Origin of the sequence: Paenibacillus eucommiae, assembly GCF_017874215.1 — a bacterium.
In the GTDB taxonomy this organism is placed as follows: domain Bacteria; phylum Bacillota; class Bacilli; order Paenibacillales; family NBRC-103111; genus Paenibacillus_AI; species Paenibacillus_AI eucommiae.
Window position 1 is genome coordinate 20,332 of the sequence record NZ_JAGGLB010000046.1, and the last position, 18,177, is coordinate 38,508.

22 protein-coding genes and 2 pseudogenes are annotated in these 18,177 nt (G+C 42.1%); 7 read left to right on the forward strand and 17 right to left on the reverse strand.

Features of this window, described 5'->3' with window-relative positions:
* The first annotated feature begins 26 nt into the window (after window positions 1–26).
* Genes queC through queF form a run of 4 tightly spaced genes read left to right on the forward strand, consistent with a single transcriptional unit; the run spans window position 27 to window position 2,378 of the window.
* Complete coding sequence (gene queC / locus J2Z66_RS37895) at window positions 27–692, forward strand: 7-cyano-7-deazaguanine synthase QueC (protein WP_209978533.1); 666 nt, start codon at window positions 27–29, stop codon at window positions 690–692.
* Window positions 689–1,135 carry a 6-carboxytetrahydropterin synthase gene (locus J2Z66_RS37900; protein WP_209978457.1) on the forward strand — a complete coding sequence of 149 codons (447 nt, stop codon included), beginning with the start codon at window positions 689–691 and terminating at the stop codon, window positions 1,133–1,135. The genes queC and J2Z66_RS37900 overlap by 4 nt, the downstream gene beginning before the upstream one ends.
* Window positions 1,128–1,856, forward strand: a complete 729-nt coding sequence (queE, locus tag J2Z66_RS37905) for a 7-carboxy-7-deazaguanine synthase QueE (protein ID WP_209978459.1) — start codon at window positions 1,128–1,130, stop codon at window positions 1,854–1,856. Before J2Z66_RS37900 ends, queE begins: the two co-directional genes overlap by 8 nt.
* A 24-nt stretch (window positions 1,857–1,880) precedes the next feature.
* On the forward strand, window positions 1,881–2,378 hold the full coding sequence (gene queF, locus J2Z66_RS37910) for a preQ(1) synthase (protein ID WP_209978461.1): 498 nt from the start codon (window positions 1,881–1,883) through the stop codon (window positions 2,376–2,378).
* A 190-nt stretch (window positions 2,379–2,568) separates the two neighbouring features.
* Here the strand turns inward: queF and J2Z66_RS37915 are convergent, their stop codons facing one another.
* The 3 genes from J2Z66_RS37915 to J2Z66_RS37925 are packed head-to-tail and all read right to left on the reverse strand — an operon-like array spanning window position 2,569 to window position 4,454.
* Window positions 2,569–3,012, reverse strand: coding sequence for a hypothetical protein (locus J2Z66_RS37915; protein ID WP_209978463.1), 444 nt, complete (start codon window positions 3,010–3,012; stop codon window positions 2,569–2,571).
* 37 nt (window positions 3,013–3,049) lie between these two features.
* The gene (locus J2Z66_RS37920; protein ID WP_209978466.1) at window positions 3,050–3,853 is read right to left on the reverse strand and encodes an AraC family transcriptional regulator; all 804 of its coding nucleotides are present in this window, start codon (window positions 3,851–3,853) and stop codon (window positions 3,050–3,052) included.
* Between the two features lie 25 nt (window positions 3,854–3,878).
* Window positions 3,879–4,454 (reverse strand): LysE family translocator, encoded by a 576-nt coding sequence (locus J2Z66_RS37925; RefSeq protein WP_209978468.1) that lies wholly within the window; start codon window positions 4,452–4,454, stop codon window positions 3,879–3,881.
* A gap of 289 nt (window positions 4,455–4,743) precedes the next feature.
* Between J2Z66_RS37925 and J2Z66_RS37930 the strand changes: the two genes are divergently transcribed.
* Together J2Z66_RS37930 and J2Z66_RS43195 are read left to right on the forward strand one after the other, a co-directional pair.
* Complete coding sequence (locus J2Z66_RS37930) at window positions 4,744–5,079, forward strand: ArsR/SmtB family transcription factor (protein WP_076340159.1); 336 nt, start codon at window positions 4,744–4,746, stop codon at window positions 5,077–5,079.
* Between the two features lie 105 nt (window positions 5,080–5,184).
* Window positions 5,185–6,504 (forward strand): alpha/beta fold hydrolase, encoded by a 1,320-nt coding sequence (locus J2Z66_RS43195; protein WP_245376148.1) that lies wholly within the window; start codon window positions 5,185–5,187, stop codon window positions 6,502–6,504.
* A gap of 114 nt (window positions 6,505–6,618) precedes the next feature.
* Here J2Z66_RS43195 and J2Z66_RS37945 read toward each other — a convergent pair whose 3' ends face one another.
* The 11 genes from J2Z66_RS37945 to J2Z66_RS37995 form a co-directional block, all read right to left on the reverse strand.
* Complete coding sequence (locus J2Z66_RS37945; RefSeq protein ID WP_209978470.1) at window positions 6,619–7,404, reverse strand: helix-turn-helix domain-containing protein; 786 nt, start codon at window positions 7,402–7,404, stop codon at window positions 6,619–6,621.
* 203 nt (window positions 7,405–7,607) lie between these two features.
* A complete protein-coding gene (gene mraY, locus J2Z66_RS37950) occupies window positions 7,608–8,567 on the reverse strand; it encodes a phospho-N-acetylmuramoyl-pentapeptide-transferase (RefSeq protein WP_209978472.1) in 960 nt (319 codons plus the stop codon).
* Between the two features lie 281 nt (window positions 8,568–8,848).
* The gene (locus tag J2Z66_RS37955; protein ID WP_245376149.1) at window positions 8,849–9,148 is read right to left on the reverse strand and encodes a group II intron maturase-specific domain-containing protein; all 300 of its coding nucleotides are present in this window, start codon (window positions 9,146–9,148) and stop codon (window positions 8,849–8,851) included.
* A 112-nt stretch (window positions 9,149–9,260) separates the two neighbouring features.
* Entirely contained in the window at window positions 9,261–9,815 is a 555-nt protein-coding gene (locus J2Z66_RS37960) for a dihydrofolate reductase family protein (protein ID WP_209978476.1), read from the reverse strand.
* 321 nt (window positions 9,816–10,136) lie between these two features.
* Window positions 10,137–10,514, reverse strand: coding sequence for a VOC family protein (locus J2Z66_RS37965; RefSeq protein WP_209978479.1), 378 nt, complete (start codon window positions 10,512–10,514; stop codon window positions 10,137–10,139).
* Between the two features lie 811 nt (window positions 10,515–11,325).
* Window positions 11,326–11,778 carry a VOC family protein gene (locus J2Z66_RS37970; RefSeq protein ID WP_209978481.1) on the reverse strand — a complete coding sequence of 151 codons (453 nt, stop codon included), beginning with the start codon at window positions 11,776–11,778 and terminating at the stop codon, window positions 11,326–11,328.
* A 745-nt stretch (window positions 11,779–12,523) separates the two neighbouring features.
* The gene (locus tag J2Z66_RS37975; protein WP_209978483.1) at window positions 12,524–12,979 is read right to left on the reverse strand and encodes a DinB family protein; all 456 of its coding nucleotides are present in this window, start codon (window positions 12,977–12,979) and stop codon (window positions 12,524–12,526) included.
* 44 nt (window positions 12,980–13,023) lie between these two features.
* Complete coding sequence (locus J2Z66_RS37980; RefSeq protein ID WP_209978485.1) at window positions 13,024–13,269, reverse strand: hypothetical protein; 246 nt, start codon at window positions 13,267–13,269, stop codon at window positions 13,024–13,026.
* A gap of 205 nt (window positions 13,270–13,474) precedes the next feature.
* On the reverse strand, window positions 13,475–14,341 hold the full coding sequence (locus J2Z66_RS37985; protein WP_209978487.1) for an SDR family oxidoreductase: 867 nt from the start codon (window positions 14,339–14,341) through the stop codon (window positions 13,475–13,477).
* 2 nt (window positions 14,342–14,343) lie between these two features.
* The gene (locus J2Z66_RS37990) at window positions 14,344–14,847 is read right to left on the reverse strand and encodes a hypothetical protein (protein ID WP_209978489.1); all 504 of its coding nucleotides are present in this window, start codon (window positions 14,845–14,847) and stop codon (window positions 14,344–14,346) included.
* A gap of 108 nt (window positions 14,848–14,955) precedes the next feature.
* On the reverse strand, window positions 14,956–15,519 hold the full coding sequence (locus J2Z66_RS37995; protein ID WP_209978490.1) for a MarR family winged helix-turn-helix transcriptional regulator: 564 nt from the start codon (window positions 15,517–15,519) through the stop codon (window positions 14,956–14,958).
* A gap of 261 nt (window positions 15,520–15,780) precedes the next feature.
* Between J2Z66_RS37995 and J2Z66_RS38000 the strand changes: the two are divergent.
* A pseudogene (locus J2Z66_RS38000) lies at window positions 15,781–15,939 on the forward strand (winged helix-turn-helix transcriptional regulator); the annotation flags it as partial.
* Here the strand turns inward: J2Z66_RS38000 and J2Z66_RS38005 are convergent.
* The 3 genes and pseudogenes from J2Z66_RS38005 to J2Z66_RS38010 form a co-directional block, all read right to left on the reverse strand.
* Window positions 15,929–16,591, reverse strand: a complete 663-nt coding sequence (locus J2Z66_RS38005; protein WP_312894985.1) for an NAD-dependent epimerase/dehydratase family protein — start codon at window positions 16,589–16,591, stop codon at window positions 15,929–15,931. The pseudogene J2Z66_RS38000 and the gene J2Z66_RS38005 overlap by 11 nt on opposite strands.
* A 58-nt stretch (window positions 16,592–16,649) precedes the next feature.
* Window positions 16,650–16,796: pseudogene (locus J2Z66_RS43200) on the reverse strand (MarR family transcriptional regulator); the annotation flags it as partial.
* Between the two features lie 541 nt (window positions 16,797–17,337).
* The gene (locus J2Z66_RS38010; RefSeq protein WP_209978494.1) at window positions 17,338–18,135 is read right to left on the reverse strand and encodes a tetratricopeptide repeat protein; all 798 of its coding nucleotides are present in this window, start codon (window positions 18,133–18,135) and stop codon (window positions 17,338–17,340) included.
* Window positions 18,136–18,177 lie beyond the last annotated feature (42 nt).

Consider the following 18,177-nt stretch of genomic DNA (forward strand, 5'->3'; position numbering starts at 1 on the left):
TACATGGAACGGGAGATATGACAGCAATGAAATCAAATAAAGCCATCGTCGTCTTTAGCGGCGGCCAGGATAGCACGACCTGTTTGTTCAAGGCGATAAAAGAGTTCGGCGAGGTGGAGGCTGTTACGTTCGATTACGGCCAGCGCCATAAGCTTGAGCTCGACTGTGCGTCTCGGATTGCAGCGGATTTAAAAATCAAGCATCACGTGCTGGATATGTCGCTGCTTAATCAACTGGCGCCGAACGCGCTGACACGATCCGATATCGAGATCGGGCAGGCGGAGGGCGAGCTGCCTTCTACCTTCGTGGACGGACGCAACTTGCTGTTCCTGTCCTTTGCCGCCGTGCTTGCCAAACAAGCGGGTGCCAGCCACATTGTAACAGGCGTAAGCCAATCGGATTTCAGCGGATATCCGGACTGCAGGGACATCTTTATTAAGTCGCTTAATGTGACTTTGAATTTGGCCATGGATTACCCATTCGTCATCGACACGCCGCTCATGTGGTTGACCAAGGCGCAGACATGGCAGCTGGCGGATGATCTGGGTGCGTACAGCTATGTGCGGGAGAAGACATTAACCTGTTATAACGGTGTTGTGGCCGACGGTTGCGGGGAATGTCCGGCTTGCCTCTTACGCTCACGAGGGCTGCAGGAATATGAATTGGCAAGAAACGGGGGTAAGAGAATATGATTCAACAAATCTATCCTTCCACCCAGCACGCCTTCCAATATGAGCTGAACAAGGACATGCATTTTGCTGCTGCCCATTATGTTCCGAGTGAAAGCGCGGGCGAATGCAGCAAAATGCACGGCCATACGTATTTCGCGAATGTGACGATAGCTGGCAACAAGCTGGATGAGAGCGGCTTTCTCGCTAACTTCTCGCAGATTAAGCAGCTGATCCACACCCGATTCGATCATTCGGTGCTCAATGAGCACTCGGAATTGTTCAACGACCAGGATCCCAATCGGTTTCCAACGACGGAGAATGTGGCCAGGGTGCTGTTCGAGATCATTCAGGAATATCTGGATGGAACAGCGAATAAACCCCGGTGCGTGCAAATTTTCCTAAGGGAAACGCCAACCAGCTATGTCGTCTTCCGTCCTGGAGCGGGAGGAATGCCGGATGCATAATAGCCGGTTTCCCGTTATCGAGATGTTCGGACCGACCATACAGGGCGAAGGTATGGTCATCGGCCAGAAGACTATGTTCGTCCGCACGGCAGGCTGCGACTATCAATGCTCTTGGTGCGATTCCGCCTTCACCTGGAATGGTCTAGGCAAGAAGGAAGTTCGAATGTTAACCGCTGCCGACATCGCCGCAGAGCTCAAACGGCTCGCAGCACATACATGTTCCCACGTCACGATATCCGGTGGTAATCCAGCGCTTCTGCCTCATCTCGAAGAACTGATCAACCTGCTGCATGAGAGCGGCATTCAGGTTGCTCTGGAAACTCAGGGCAGCCTCTGGAAGGACTGGTTTCTGCTCATCGATGATTTGACGCTGTCTCCGAAGCCCCCCAGCTCGGGAATGAAGACGGATTGGGACAAGCTGGATGTGATCATAGCTAACCTTAAGGCGCAACGGCGAAATTTCAGCTTAAAGGTTGTCGTATTCGATCAATCGGACTTGGCCTATGCGGCTTCCGTGCACAAGCGTTATGACGGGATTCCGTTCTATGTGCAATCAGGCAATGAGGATGTCTTGGAGGAGGATACGGGTATCGTGTTAGGTCGGCTTATGGATAAGTATAAGTGGCTAGTCGACACGGTTATCGCCTCAACCGAACTAAACAATGTCAGGGTGCTTCCCCAGCTTCATGCATGGCTGTGGGGCAACAAGCGGGGATATTAGAAGAACAAGGGAGTGACAAGCAGCATGACAGGAAGAAACGAAGACGAATTGGAAGGCATCAGCCTCCTCGGCAACCAAGGTACGAAATATCCGCAAACCTACAGTCCGTCTCTATTAGAGGCGTTCGATAACAAACATCCTTACCGGGATTACAGGGTGAAGTTCAACTGCCCGGAATTCACGAGCCTATGCCCGATGACGGGGCAGCCGGATTTCGCTACGATCTATATTGCCTATATCCCTGATGCGAAGATGGTGGAGAGCAAGTCGTTGAAGCTCTATTTGTTCAGCTTCCGCAATCATGGAGATTTCCATGAAGACTGCATCAATATTATTATGAACGACCTCATAGACCTGATGGCACCGCGATATATCGAGGTGTGGGGTAAATTTACTCCGCGAGGAGGGATCTCGATCGATCCTTACTGCAATTACGGACTTCCTGGTACGAAATATGAGGCGATGGCGGAACACCGCTTGCTGAATCATGATCTGTATCCAGAGAAGATAGATAATCGTTAGATTCAGCGCGCATAAAAATAGGAAAACCCGGCGTCTCTCCTAGAGAATGGAGAAAACCGGTTTTTTTATGTCTGGACAGGCATTTATTCCGTTGAGGTGTTGCGGGATCTTTGTTCCATGCCTGGTTTTAAATTTAAAGTTTCTGCAATCTCTGTATATCTGCCACAAAAGCTTAAACTTTCATACACATTTATAAAAAATCTTCCTCTATAAAAAACATTGCATTAACTTCTCTTGGATCACCTATTGGTCTTAAAGCACTTAAGTCCTCATCCTCCATAAGTTCTTCAAGAAACAAATGCTTACTCTCGGAATGTCCAATAACTATCCAAGGAAAACCATAGTCTGTTTGACAGTAAAATAAAGTTAAACTGAAAAATCCTTTCTCTACATATAAATCATTACCAATTGGGTAGCCTTGTAATTCTCCTATGAACTCAATGTTTGTATCATCTTTTAGATGATAATAATCAAAGATTTTATTTAGTAATGCTTTCTTTTTTACTTCAAGCATTTCGCTTGCAATATCTTCTTGCATCTGATTGACATTTGAATACTCTGGACGTGAAACCCTTAATAAATAGTATTTATCATATATTTTGTATAAACAATAAACTTTTATATTAGCTCCCATAAGACCTCCTGCCAGTTAGTTCAATGGAATGCCACCTTCATAATAATTTGTTGTGATGATCCATTCCAGGCAACTGTGACATATATTCAAACGCTGTTGTTCCATAAACGCTTTTAAAGTGTTTATTTAAATGGGTTAAATCAACAATACCGCATGCAGCTACTGCAGAATAAATATCTTTATTTTTTTCAATGACCTGCTTTGCACGTTCGATTTTGCAGTTAAGAAAATACTGGTAGGGTGAAATTCCAGTTTGAGCCTTGAATAATCGGATAAACTGAAATTTGGATAAATGAAGCTCTTTACAGATCTCATCAAGCTTAAGTACATGTTCTAAGTTGGCATGAAACATATCCTTTGCTCTACTAATTAGTGCGTTATCTTTCTTGTTGTCTGTAGTAAGATTGATTGGAATAAGGCTATCCGTAAGCGATAAGAGTAATTCACTGCACAACGCCTCATCTTTTTCGCTTAATATAGCTTGAGAAAGACTTAATATTCGCTGTTCAAGTTCATGATTATACACAATAGGAGTTGAAAAACGTACGATATCCTTTTTTTCCATAACCTCTAAAAGCAATTTGGGCTCAATATATAGCATAACATAATCAATGCCTGTCTTATCATGTGCCATTCCGTCATGTGCCTGTTCTGGATTAAAAAGCATAATTCCATTTTGATAGGATAATTGTAGACTGCCCTCCAAGTTATAATGCTGAATACCACGCAATGTTACGCCTATTGCATACTCCTTGTGGGAGTGCTTTTTATACTTAAATTCAGTCATACTTGCTGACAAAGCAGTAATCCCTGCCGATTTTTTATAAATAAATTTGTCCATTTCAAACACCTCTGCATAAGATTACCTACATCCAGATCATGATAGCAGCGTATGCTAAAAATAACGCCATCATTACATTAACTGACTTATTATACTTCTGTAAAAACTCCTTGAAGATTGTACCGAAAAGAACCCACGTAGTAAAAGCTGAAAACCCAATCAGAGTTATTGCAATAATGCTTATCGTCACAGCAGGGATCGCGTTATAGTAGGGCATAATAAAACTTGGAATTACAGTCATTGTAAAAAGTATTACCTTCGGATTTAAAAACTGCATAAGGAAGCCTGACATTAAGGTAGCCGTTTGGTTTACTGCCCGGTTTGATGTATCCGTTTGGTAAATTTGATAAGCGAGATATAGCATATACATGCTCCCGGTTATTTGTATCACAATTAATATTTTCGGTATGAACGTTATAAGAATCGTATTCAACATAGTAGAAATAATAAGTAATAAGCCAAAACCAGCCGTTGCTCCACACGTATACTTCATTGCCTTTTTTGCCCCAAAATTTTGAACAGTGGACAATATGACAATATTAGTAGGTCCTGGTGTAAAAGTAGCAATCGTACAGTAAATCAAAAAAGATGTAATATCCATGAGGATGCTCCTTTCAAAGCTCTTCTCATATCCTACATCTTAAAATGAAATGCCATATAGTATATTATTGCATATATAGAGCCTCTTCCGCCATATACACTCAGTAAACCTCATCAGCAGTTCATTGCCCAAAAAGATTTTCACCGTTTTTTAGCGATTACTTTTTACGCAATTTTCCCTCAAGCCTTACGACTTAGCAAACGATAAACAACGGTTAACCAAAGTGTAAATTCATTAAAATTTATTATATACATTGACACGTATATACACTTAAGTGTATATTACTTATATGAACACAACAACGATGCAATTAACATTACTCACACTTGCCGAGCCGAATCGCTTCAACATTGTTGAACTATTAAAAAAAGCACCGAGATCAGTGAGCGAAATCGTTCACGCGCTCAATATCGGTCAGCCGCAAGTGTCCCGCCATCTGCGCATTTTGAGTGAAGCCGGGCTGGTGCGCGCCCGCAGTAAGGCACAGCAGCGAATATATAGCCTCGAAGCCCAACCGTTTCAGGATCTGGATGAATGGTTTGATTCATTTAGTATCCTTTGGGAAGAGCGTCTCGATAATTTCGAGGATTATATGCTCGACTACAAAAGAAAGGAAGACTTATGATTGCCTTCTATCTCAAGCTTTATAACAACAACATTCGGAATTACCAAGCCATATGGAATGAGCGGTTTGACGCTCTGGAAAATTATCTAAAAAGGATGAATGATAATGAGATCAAAAACAAAAATCCATAAAAATCGCGATCTTCGTGAGCTTACTATCGAACGGATCGTAGCCTTACCTCCCAAGCTTGCTTGGGAAGGTTGGACAAAGCCGGAACACATTGCGCGTTGGTGGGGCCCCAAATTATGGACCACCACCGTATATGAGATGGATGTAAGACCCAGCGGTGTTTGGTGTTACAGTCTGAAATCGGATGACAATAGCGGTGAAGAGGCTTTCTGCAAAGCCGTTTATCAAGAGGTTAATGAACCCTCTACACTGGTATACACCGACTCGTTTGCCGATAAAGACTGGAATGTTGTAGAGAACAGCGAGATGCTAACGACCGTTCTATTCGAGGAAGCAACAAGTGGCACGAAGCTTAGCATCGTTACGCGATTCTCCAGTGCCGAAGCATTGGACAATGCCGAAACAATGGGTATGGTCGAAGGCTTCACCGATGCATTTGACCGACTTGAAGTATACTTAGAAGCGTTAATAGGAGGACATATGGACACAGTTACTTCAAAGGATGGAACAAAGATCGCTTATGAAAAGCAAGGAAACGGACCCGCCGTTATTCTCATAGCCTCGGCTGTTGCCGACCATCGCGATGCAGGCCAGCTTGCTCAGCAGCTCACAGCTCATTTCACCGTCTACAACTATGATCGCCGAGGCCGTGGTCAAAGCTCTGATGTCGCACCATATGCCGTCCAACGTGAAGTCGAGGATATTGAGGCTCTAATCCATAAGGCGGGAGGCAATGCTTGCCTGTTCGGAAACTCATCCGGCGCTGTGTTAGCCCTTGAAGCGGCAAGTCTATTAGGAGACCAGGTGACGAAGCTGTATCTGTACGAACCACCTTTCATTATCAATGACAGCCGTAAACCTGTGCCGACAGAATACGTTCAACATTTAAACATGCTAAACCAAGCCGACAAAAGAAGCGAAGCGGTCGAATACTTCATGTCTGAAGCTCTCGGTATTCCGGCGGAATACATCGGCTACATGAAAGCCGATCCTTCCTGGAAAGCGATGGAAACCATGTCCCACACACTCACCTATGATGGTATGATTATGGGCGACACGCAATCCGGCAGACCGCTTCCAACCGACCGATGGAAAGTGAACGTTCCTACTTTGATCATGACAGGCGAGAACAGCGAACCGCTCTTCCACGACGCAGCCAAAGCACTTGCCGAACTCCTGCCTTTAGTTGAATCCCGAACGCTGCCCGGGCAGGACCATTCGGCAGTCGTGATGGCTCCGAATATCCTAGCGAAGACGATTATCGATTATGACATCGTACGAGAGGAGAACGCATGACGAGGTTAATGCCATTCGAAGATCCGAAATTGGCTAAATAGTGTCAGCTTAAGCACCTCGCGAGGGTGCTTTTGTTCTTATCTTACTTGGGGTCAATTAACGTAATCTTCCTTTTTATTTGGCCAACTTTTTCCTGATTTTTCTCCAGAATCCGTTATTCCTCCGATTAATATACTTCTCATTGTAGATCAGCAGACTATAGGAGGACCACAGCGTAGATGTTCGAATAATTACATATGCGCCCATGGCGATTAGAACGAGGCAAACCGGATAATAAGGGACCAATGCGCCCTCGGAGATCCCCTTGTTCTCTAGCAGAAAAGCCATTCCGCCTATCGCCACCATGCCAGCACCGACGATGATCACGGCTGAGTACCTGCTCTTTAATCGATTCAAACGTTCCGTCAATTGCTTCACATAACCCTGATCCAGCATAAGAGCTTCTTTCTCCAGCACATGGTACCGTTCCTCGTCTTTCAGTATGGCTGAAACGAGAGCAACGACACCCCCTGCCGCCAACAAAATAATAAGAAAAGAATAAACGACCGGCTCCTGTGGAAGCATCACATACGGCAAACAAGCCATAATTAGCAGGCTCACCCCTGTCGCAATGCGATTGGACGACTTCTGCTGATGACTCAAATACCCTTCCGCCATCTCTTGGCTGACATAATACCCACGCTCTTCAACGCCACCCTTCACCTCGCTCTCCTTCAGCAAATAATCGATGGACACCTCGAACAGGTTGCCAATCATAAGCAGCTTTTCGGTTTCGGGGTACCCTTGCCCATTTTCCCACTTGCTGACTGCCTGTCTGGTTGTGCACAATTTTTCGGCCAGCACTTCCTGGGAATAACCTTTTTCTTTTCTAAGTTGCAACAATTTTTCACTAAAAGACATTGGCTTGCTCTCCTTTGCTATCTGATAACTTAATTATAGAAAAACAATGGAGTTAATGCTATGTGGTTGAGGTTGCGTTTGCGCCACTTACGGTTGCAAATGCGTAAATACTCTGTAAAATACACGGTTCTTAGCTATTAGCCGGACACTCATCGCATAGCTGCATAAGAAAAGCACCATCAAATGATGATGCTTTTAATTTATTATTTTAAAAACATAAATTTCCATAACAACAGACATATCAAAGTAGCTACCCATGAAATGAAGCCAAATATCATAACAATTTTGTTTTCACTCCAACCATATTTCAGGCTAAAATGAAAGTGGATAGGTGTCATGCGAAAAATACGAAGTTTAGTTTTTTTATAGTACCAAACCTGTAAAATAACTGATAGTTGTTCTGATAAATATATAAAAAATAAGATGGGAATTAATATCTCAACTTTTTCAATTATAGCAATAAATGCTAAAGAACCACCAATAGCCAAAGAACCCGTGTCACCCATAAACGCTCTAGCAGGATATATATTATAGAAAAACAATCCCAATAAACAACCAATCATTACCAATGAAAATGTTTGAACACCCATTTTGTCAGAAATAATAAAAAAGAAAAAATAGGTTGGAATAGCTACAGAGATAAGTAAACCATCTAATCCATCGGTAAAATTAATCGCATTTGCTGAACCGACAATAAAGAGCATCATAATGATTATATAAAATAGAAGGGGAAGTTTTAATGAATAATCACCAAATATTGTTATGTTGGGACTAAGGGAATATGTACTAATCAGATACCACAGGAGTACACCAGTAAAAGTAAACTGAAGGACTAGCTTTGTTTTTCCTGAAACGCCAGAAGGGTCTTGAAAATAAGCTTTTTTAAAATCATCAATAAACCCTATTATGCCGAATAAGATGAAGGTGGTGTTAAGGAATAATGTTAATGGGTCTGGTCGGGTCAGAGTGGTTACTAATATGCCTGTTAAAAGTACAAGACCCGCCATTAACGGAGTTCCACGCTTGGCTTGATGGTCAGGAGGTAATTCAGCTCTAATTGGTTGGGTAAGTTTTAACGTCCGTAACCCCCAAATAAGAATAGGGCATAAAAGTGCGACCATAAAAAAGGAAAGAGTGGAGATAGCTAAGGTTGATTGCAGCATGATTATCCCCTATCGTTTTTTTGTACAGGCATAGGATATTATTCATTAATTCATTGGATAAATATTCCTGTAGAGGAAGTGGTTCTCGCCATAACTTAATGTTACATGAAAAATATGAATAAAAAAAAGAGAAACTTCAAAGGAATATCTTTCCTATTTTATTGCCGACTTTCTCTCGATCCCGAAACTATACCATGCTTCATACACGTTCTCAGAGCAATCGGGTAGGAGGCTACCCATTAGTTGAGTAGCCGACCTCCCACACCACCAGAAGAGGAATCCTAATCCTTTGAGGGTGTGTTGCCGAGGGACTTCGAGAGGATGGGGCTATTAGAAACTCTCCAGTAGCCCTTTCTCGTGTTGGCATATTCCCATGCCTTCTGTTTGTGGATTCCGAGCGACTGCAGCTTCTCGAACTTCGTCCTCACTCGGTTCCATTGTTTCCAATAGACCATACGAATCCGCCTTCTCATCCATTCATCCGTGGTTTGGAGCAGTTTCTTCATATCCGCTATCTTGAAATAGTTAATCCACCCCATGATATAGCGTTTAAGCTTCTCGGTTCGTTCTACATTTCCCATTCCATTGCTTCTCGACGTAAGTTCCCTCACTCTGGACTTCAGAAAATAAAGTCTTAAACTTGCCGCTGTTAATCTGAAACTAACGATTTCACCTTAGGAATGTGCAAAATTATTAGTTACCATCCAAATGATAAATTAGTTGTACAACGCCTGAGGAGAACGTTCTTGTATGAACCATTTTTAGATTCAATCTCTGCTTTATATCCACAAACAGCGGTTTTCCTTCTCCCAAAATAACAGGGTGAACAGATAATCTAAATTCATCAACAAGCCCTAAATTGATGAAAGTTGTAATAAGACTTGCTCCACCATATAACCAGATGTCTTTACCAGGCTTATTCTTTAATTTATTTACTTTTTCAAGAATACTATCATTTATGAATATTGCTTTATTATCAGTCCCCTTTTGTGTCCTGGAAAACACATACTTCTCTTTACTATGAATCAATTCCCAAAATTCTTTTTCAGAATCCGTATGTTCAATTTCCGGAGTAAATTGTCCCCATAAATCATAGCTTTTTCTTCCATATAAAATGGTATCAATTTGATTTAAAAAATTTATAAATCCCAGCTCAGAGTCCATAATGCACCAATCAACTTCACCATGTTTCCCTTCAATAAAACCATCTAAAGTAACCGCTAAATCCAAAATTATTCTTCGTTTCATGATTTGTTACTCCCTTCGTTAATCTACCACCCATTATAGACCTCAAATAAGTCACCTTATGTCATATTAATAAAAGAGAGAATATCTTTTAAACAATGCTGTCCGTCAGAGCGATTTCCTGAAAGCAATACAAGCAATTCTTCTACGCGGGTTCTCATCAATCATGCCCAACCTTACTTTATTCTGCCGCCAAGCATTGTGGTTATTCATTAACTTAAACTGCCTGTTAGCTTAATAAAAACAAGGAGCAACTGCCGCGGCAACTGCTCCTTGTATTGTTCAACTAACGTGTCCCGTTAGTTTAATAACATGAGGCTACTTTTAGTTTGTCTTCTCGGGTAAACTCCATACTTCGATGTAGTTTCCATCAGGATCGTAAAACGAAAAGGATTTCCCTTGATAGTCGAATAATTCACCTACATTAATGCCTTTATCTATAAACTCTTTATAGAGTAATTCGGCATCAGATACGATAAAACCATATGCGGATTGGAGAGTTCCACCAGAGTAAGTCATATGAGAATTAATGTTGTGATCGTTATGCTGAAAAAGAATCCTAACCCCAGACTCCGTCATCAGTTCAAGAAAAATTGAATCCTCGGTAACAATTTTAAAACCAAAATGTTCACCGTACCAGTTTGCTGAACTTTGAAGATTACTTACAGGAATGGTGAGATATGCGCTTTTAATTATTGTCATTTCGCTTGCCTCTCTCTCATCTTTCTCTATACATGATTCTAATTAACAATATATTTATTATGCAGGTCAGAATCTATTTCTGTAGCATTTTTGCGACAAGAATTTTTGGTGCAGATAGACAATATGCTTCGAAAAGCAGCGACTCAAGCTTTTCCCAGCTATCTGGGTCATTCGCCCATGTTGATACCCAGCCATATTGTCCAAAGTAAGCCGTTTTCCAATAAGGCTCCTGCAGTACAAGAAATTCCTGTGTTTCACGGCTTGCCTTGAAGCATAAAAAGTAACTCCATCCTCCAAACAACCTCATATTCGTTGCCGTCTTCTTCCTTCAAGAACAAATGTTCTAAATTTATTATACACTTAAATTCAAACTAGTACATCCAAAAAATTACAATGCAAAAGTCCCTTATTCTCGACTCTTTTTTGTATTATCCTGCCCGTTAGTTTAATAAAAAGAAGGAGCAGCTCCCACGGCATACTGCTCCTTGTATCGTTAAACTAAAGTACCCGTTAGTTGAGTCCCTTTAATTTGGTTTTGCATTGATACCGTTAAAGTTCATGCATCACGAAGTCCCACCGAGTTAAGGCAGCTTGTTGCCGGCCGCGATGCGGTTAGTCGGTGCGGATGTGTCCCGGCAATTACTTCCTCGTTCCTTGTTTCCGGGACCGAGGGTCGCCCAGACCCCGAGCGTGAATCGGTGTTTATATGATTGATGCACCCGACTTCTTTGAGATACTTTCACACTGCTTTTCTGTTTCTATTTTTTCTCTAGTAATGTATATTTCAGTTAAGTCTTCTTTTAAACGTCACTTATTTATTACCGAGTTGTTCCGCCAAACCGATTAGAAGCCCTTCAATTCCACGAATGTAGCAGAGCCGATACGAGTCCTCGTACTGAACCACTTCGCCAACGAGCTGAGCACCATACTTAGTGAGTCTGGATACCATTTCGTCAATGTCTTCAACGGTGAACATGACGCGTAGATAACCGAGGGCATTTACAGGAGCAGTTCGGTGATCTGATATAGTAGGTGGGGTGAGAAATCGCGAAAGTTCAATTCGGCTGTGGCCATCTGGGGTAACCATCATAGCAATCTCTACACACTGTGAACCCAGCCCGGTTACGCGACCAGCCCATTCACCTTCGACAGTAGCTCGCCCTTCGAGCTTCAAGCCAATCTCCTCGAAGAAAGAAATTGCGTCATCAAGGGATTCTACAACGATGCCAACATTATCCATTCTTAGTAATTTGTTTTTTGCCATAGTTTTATCTCCTTATGTATACAAATTTATTACCTGATCATCTTCATATTTATTCTATCAAGAATTACCAATTACTTCCAAACGATTAACATCTTGTCACAGAACATGATAACAAAGATAAGTCACAGTATAGTAAAATGTGAAATTTGGTTTTCGGATATGTCATATTAACTGTTATTCTACGAAATTCAATTCGTAATTACTGTAATAAGATCGTTTTACGTAATAAAATTACGTAGATCCCCCTTTTCTAAACTCCTAATATTTTTATACTTTAACAATTCGGAGTTACTTAATCCAATCAGGAAACCTGCTCGCCAAACTCTGATTTTTATTGGGGATTCTTTCACGTAACGAAGCATGGATATAACCATCCATACAATCTAAATGCTCTTTATTATAAGCCCAAAGCAAATTCCCGCAGCAATTAGTCCTCATCCAAAGATTCAGACCCATAAAAGTCCCGTTTCCCCACGTACCAATCATCGGATCACTCAAAACACCACAACGTTTACATTGTAGAATATCCGAATTTACCTTCAATTTTTCTTATCCCTTTAGCGCTTTTCATACAATCGGGACACTCAATGAGAATGTTATGTTTGAATAAAAAATCGTAAATTCTTTCGCCAGTATCTTTAAATCTTGAATCCGTTATAAAAATTAATTTCCTTTTTAATTTGTTTTCTTTACTTGCATCCTTTATGCCAATCCCATTCCAAGTGATGGTGATTATTAGGCCCCGTTAGAGCCTCGCGAACGTGATGTAATCGACTTGGGCGGGCTCTGCCGATTCGATCCGAAGTACCCGGTTGATCTGTCCCCGGTGATATTGCCCATGTAAGAGGACCTGCGACAGGATGTCCCGGACGGACGTTCGGAACGGAACCCCGCTCTGGTTCGCATAGTCGACCATCTCGTCCAACTCGGATTCCTCGAGCTCTTCGATATATACGCGATATTGCTCGGCGTTCTCTTCGAACATCGTCCGGATCGCCGTCAGGTCTTCCGCTTCCTCCCACAACGAATATTGCGCGCTGCCCTTGCCCTGCAATCGGGACAGCCAGACTCGTTCCGCCACCGCGACGTGCCGAACCAGCTTCAGAAGGTCCTTGTTCTTCGTCTCACTCTCCTCGAGCGCGTCCAAGATCCGTCCGTCCGCCCAGTACAAGTGGTCCATCATGCGCTTGATCGTCTTCATTTCGGTTTCCCCCTCTTTGTCTCATCGATTACTTGAACCTACTGTTATCCGTCCTTAATCAATGTAGTAATTATATTATTAAGCTGGATTACAAAGTATTTTACATCGCCGAGAGTTGAATCTTCTACCTTCCCATTTAAAACTTCGTTTATTGAGTCGATTAGCCAGACACCATTTTCATCTTTATCTTGAAGACTTGTCCCAATAAAAGCTTCTAACAAATCGTAACCTGCGGGCAAAGATATAACGGGTACACCGTTTAATTCAATAAGTTCAAACCTTATATTCACACCTCTTTATTTATGCACTTCATTCTTCAATAGTTCAACATTGATTTCTAACTATCCTGCCCTTTAGCTTAAACAAGGAGCAACTGCCGCGGTAACTGCTCCTTGTATCGTTCAACTAACGTACCCGTTAGCTCAATGACTTGTCTGAGATAATCGGAACAAAATGCTGCCACTACACAAATTTCAAAATAGGTGGATTCCGCCTCTACCGGAAATTTTCTACATACTCATGCAGAAAGGCGTCTAGCGTGCGTGGCTCTCTGCCGAGCAAGCGCTTCACAGTGTCATTAGGACTTTCTGGCACCACCGTAGACATGGTCTGAATTTCCACAACGTGGTTCGCAAGCCAAGGAGGCATATGCCCGTGCTCGATTAGATTGCGGAGTAGTACTTGGGGGTCCATGTTGATGTAGCTTATCGGCCGATTAAGCAGAGTGGATAGTTGACTCGCGATCTGGGGATAGCTGAAAATCTCCGAACCGGTAAGTGTATATATTTGGCCTGATACCTCGCGGTTGGTCAGAACTTCTACGGCAACATCTGCGATATCGCGACAGTCAATGAAGTTACAGGGTGAATCGCCCATGGAGCCGAAGAAAACATTTTGGGTTGTGATCGTTGGTGCAAGGCGCAGTAAGTTTTGCATGAACGCATAAGGGCGCAACACGGTGTGGGTGAGACCCGATTCCCTCAGCGTTTTCTCGATTTCTTGATGCCAGCCCGCCACTGCCACTGGAGATCTCTTCTCAAAGGCAGGACTGGATATTTTGACAATGTGTTCAATTCCAGCTTCGGCGGCAATCTGAATGATTGAAGTTTCCAATTCAATTTGTCTTGGACTGTTGGACATGGCAAGGAATAGCTGGTTAGCTCCTGTAAACGCGCGGCGCAGCGATTCCGGGTCAGAAGCATCCGCCGATGCTACCTCGATAATCGATCGGCCTTTTTCTCCGATCTGATCACGCAACTTCTCTGGCTCTCTGCTCAGCGCCCTGACGGGTACGCCAAGATCAACCAAACGTTCCAAAAGCGCACTGCCTATCGTACCTGTTGCTCCCATAATAACTATCATTTTTATCTTCCCCTTTTGGATGAAAAATTAGTTGTGACGGCAAGACGCCACCGCCATGTCACTATCGTGCTAGCAATAAATCCAGATAATGGGAAATCGATCCAGACACGATCGACCCAGGCCCAGTGATTGCTCGGAATCATAAATTCTATTAAACCAGATGTCAACCATGCGGCGTATAGGCCTAACGAGGACCCTGCCAATGCGAACACCCCTACTACAATCAAGTGAGGTGCACCTATAATCCATCGTATGCGGCCCCCTCGACTGCGCAACAAAAGGCCAATCATCAAGGCCATCAAGGCCGATGCACCGCCGATTGTGGTCAATGCCCCTATTTGAAGACCCCTATCGGCAGTAACCAATCCCCCGATACCTGCCATGATGGCAGGAGCAGCATAGGCCATTGCAACTTCACGCCATAGTACAAAAGTCTTTTTCTTGGAACCAGCAGCCTTGATGCCGTAAACATCATCTGTCTGATTCGGGTATTTCATTTTATTCATTTAGTTGCTCCTTTCTTCTTTTAAATCGTTCAGCAGTTGCTTTCAGTAAGATATAATTAGGAACCTAACTATATAAGGGTGAAAATGGGCTAGCTTCACTAGCCCATTCTACTCATTACTGATGTGTTGCTTTGGTTCGATTGGTTCGTCCGTAAGTGCTGAGATGCCTTGTGTAACTCGGCCTAGTAGGTCGAGAAAAACGCTGCGCTCATCGATATTGAGTAAGCCCACCATGGCTTCCAGCCGAGCGAAATGCTCAGGAGCCATTTCACGGAGCTTCTTCGCGCCTTCTTCCGTCAAAATGACCGATCTCTGACGGCCATCCTCTGAGCTTGATCGCCGAGATACTAGCCCATCTCGTTCAAGAATGTCGATAAGACCTGTCACTGTAGCACGTGTAACGCCTAGATGCTCCGCTAATTGCGAAGGCAACTCTTCTCCTTCGTTATCTTCAAGATCTGCCAGTAAACGATATCGACCTGTTGATAAACCGAATCTGGAGAAATGAATCTCCGAGGCATGTCCAAGCTTGGCTCCCGCTGCCATTAGTCTAGACGCGACGAGTATAGCCTGTGCGTCTATGTCTAGGTTATAGCGATCAATCTGACGCTTGGATTGTACAAGCGAGGGAATAGCGTCAATGTCATTTATTATTTTGTTATTGTTGTTCATATATATAGTATGGCACCTAATCACTTTTGTGTCAACACATTTTTATAACACATCAACACCCCGCCTTTCTTCTTATCTGGAACTGTATTCCTCCTCGGCCACTGCAAAAGGCTCGATCTCTCTTTTATTCCAAATCGAGTTAGAGCTGTTTGATCCTCATCAACCGAAGATTACACCAAATATAATGGAGTTATATAGTTGTATTTGGTTATGTTATCCTGCCCGCTAGAGTAAAGGGCAGGTTTCCCAGCCCCTCCTCATCTAACGGAGTATGGTCGCTCGCTTACGCATATTCTGGATGCGCTTTGCGCTTGGGGAGAGCGACACATTGAGAATAATTACCCGGATAAAACAGCTGTATTATTGAGCTCAGATGAATTAGATTATGAGATCAGCCAAAAGTACCCGGTTAGGATTTAGCCAATTTAATGATATCCTTGCCCTCCAGAATAGATTTATCATATCCTTTTGTAACAGTATGAATCATTGCAATACCAAGCTCCTTTAAAGACACGGCAAAGTTTGGAAATAGTCTTCTTAGAATAGGATATAGCCACATCAATGCATAATAAGATTTATGCGTATTTTTTAATCCCTTTATTGGATGGATGTAGGCAGGGCGAAACATGTACGCTTTTTTGAAAGGCAGCTGCATGAGGTGATTTTCTGTCTTGCCCTCCACTCTTGCCCACATCCTTTTTCCTAGTTCTGTACTATCCGTCCCCATTCCGGAAACATAGCAGAATACCATATCTGGATTCAAGCTTGAAAGTATGCCTGCCATATACATTGTAAGATCATACGATAAGCGCGCGAACTCTGCCTCCTTCAAACCAACAGAGCTTACACCCAAACAAAAGTAGCATGCATTATAGTTATTTAATTGAGACTTTATTGCAGATAAATCAAAAAAATCTTTGTGGATGATTTCAGTTAATTTGGGATGTGAAACGCCGCATGGTTTGCGGTTAATCACTAAAACGTGTTCCACATCAGGATGCTGCAGGCATTCATGTAATACACCCTCGCCAACCATCCCCGTAACACCTGTAATTATCGCTCTTATTTTCACGATGGATCCCTCCTTTTGCTCAATTAAATTGTTATTAACTATTCGTCTGTCCATAGTGAAGCTTGGCTCCCGCTGCCATTAGCCTAGACGCGACGAGTATAGCCTGTGCGTCTATGTTTAGGTTATAGCGATCAATCTGACGCTTGGATTGTACAAGCGAGGGAATAGCGTTAATGTCATTTATTATTTTATTATTGTTGTTCATATATATAGTATGGTCCCTAATTACTTTTGTGTCAACACATTTTTATAACACATCAATACCCCGCCTTTCTTCATATCTGGAACTGTATTCCTCCTCGGCCACTGCAAAAGGCTCGATCTCTCTTTTATTCCAAATCTAGTTAGAGCTGTTTGATCCTCATCAACCGGAGATTATACCAAATATAATGGAGTTATATAGTTGTATTTGATTATGTTATCCTGCCCGTTAGCGTAATAACCTGTTGCACACAATCGATAACAATTTCGGAGCTGACTCGCCGGCATAAATCGTCAGATTACGAATAATGAAAATAAAGCAGCTCCGGACATATATGCCGGGACTGCTTTGAACGATGCTTTACTAGCTCATGTTGGGTTTTCCTGTGAAAATGGTGTTGTGGTGACTTCCATTTTACACGATTCCATTCATAGGTTTCTTTGTGTTTAGTTGTCGCACTTCATATTACAATTCGCACAATTTGTAAATTTTTTCTGCAACAACTAACCAATACTTCAAAAAAATAGGCATTGCTGCCACCCTTTTAGCTTAATCCTAAATGCCGCATTACATCTGGTCTTTGCCTAAACAAAATAATATCTTGTCTAGCTTCTTCTTCTAACGCCAGTATATTTTCGTCATTTAATTTATATTCATTTCTTAATATTTCTTTATATTCACTAATTTTCGGATTATTATTTAATTTATAATACATTTTAAATAACGCTTCATCATCATCTTTGTATTGGTTAAAAAATGATGGAAGTTTAGTTTGAATGTCTAATTCTTTTATCCTCTTAATTTCTTCAATAGCTTCTTCGTAACGATTCAAATAAACTAATGCCCATCCTTTATATAAAACACAACCAAAATATATAGAAGTTAAAGCTTTTGCTTTTGCGCTAGAAGTATCGACAGGAATATAACTCATCATACGACTACAAACTTCTAATACTCCTTCGTAATTACTCATTTTCAGATATAACTGTATCAGTTTTTCTCCTACAGTTAAATACTCAGAGTCTAACTCATACGCTTTTTCATAGTATTCCTTAGCTTTTTCTAGTTTTTCCTCTTTCCTATAAATATCACCTAACAGCTCGTAGTTTTCTTTAAAATTGGCATCTAATGCAACCGCTTCTTCTACATAACGTTTGGCAGCATCAGTATTCATGCTTTCATAACTTTCATAATAGGTGAATGCCAATTGATACCTGTAAGTTACATTCTCCGGATATTCATTGTTTATTTGGTGTAGAATCGCCAAGGCTTGAGCAAAATCACCGTTATTTCTATACTTTTTGGCTGCGGAAAGTTGTTTTTTAACTTCTTTTTCGTTCATCTTCTTTTAATATCCTGTATTTCCTGGCGGCATTTTACCACG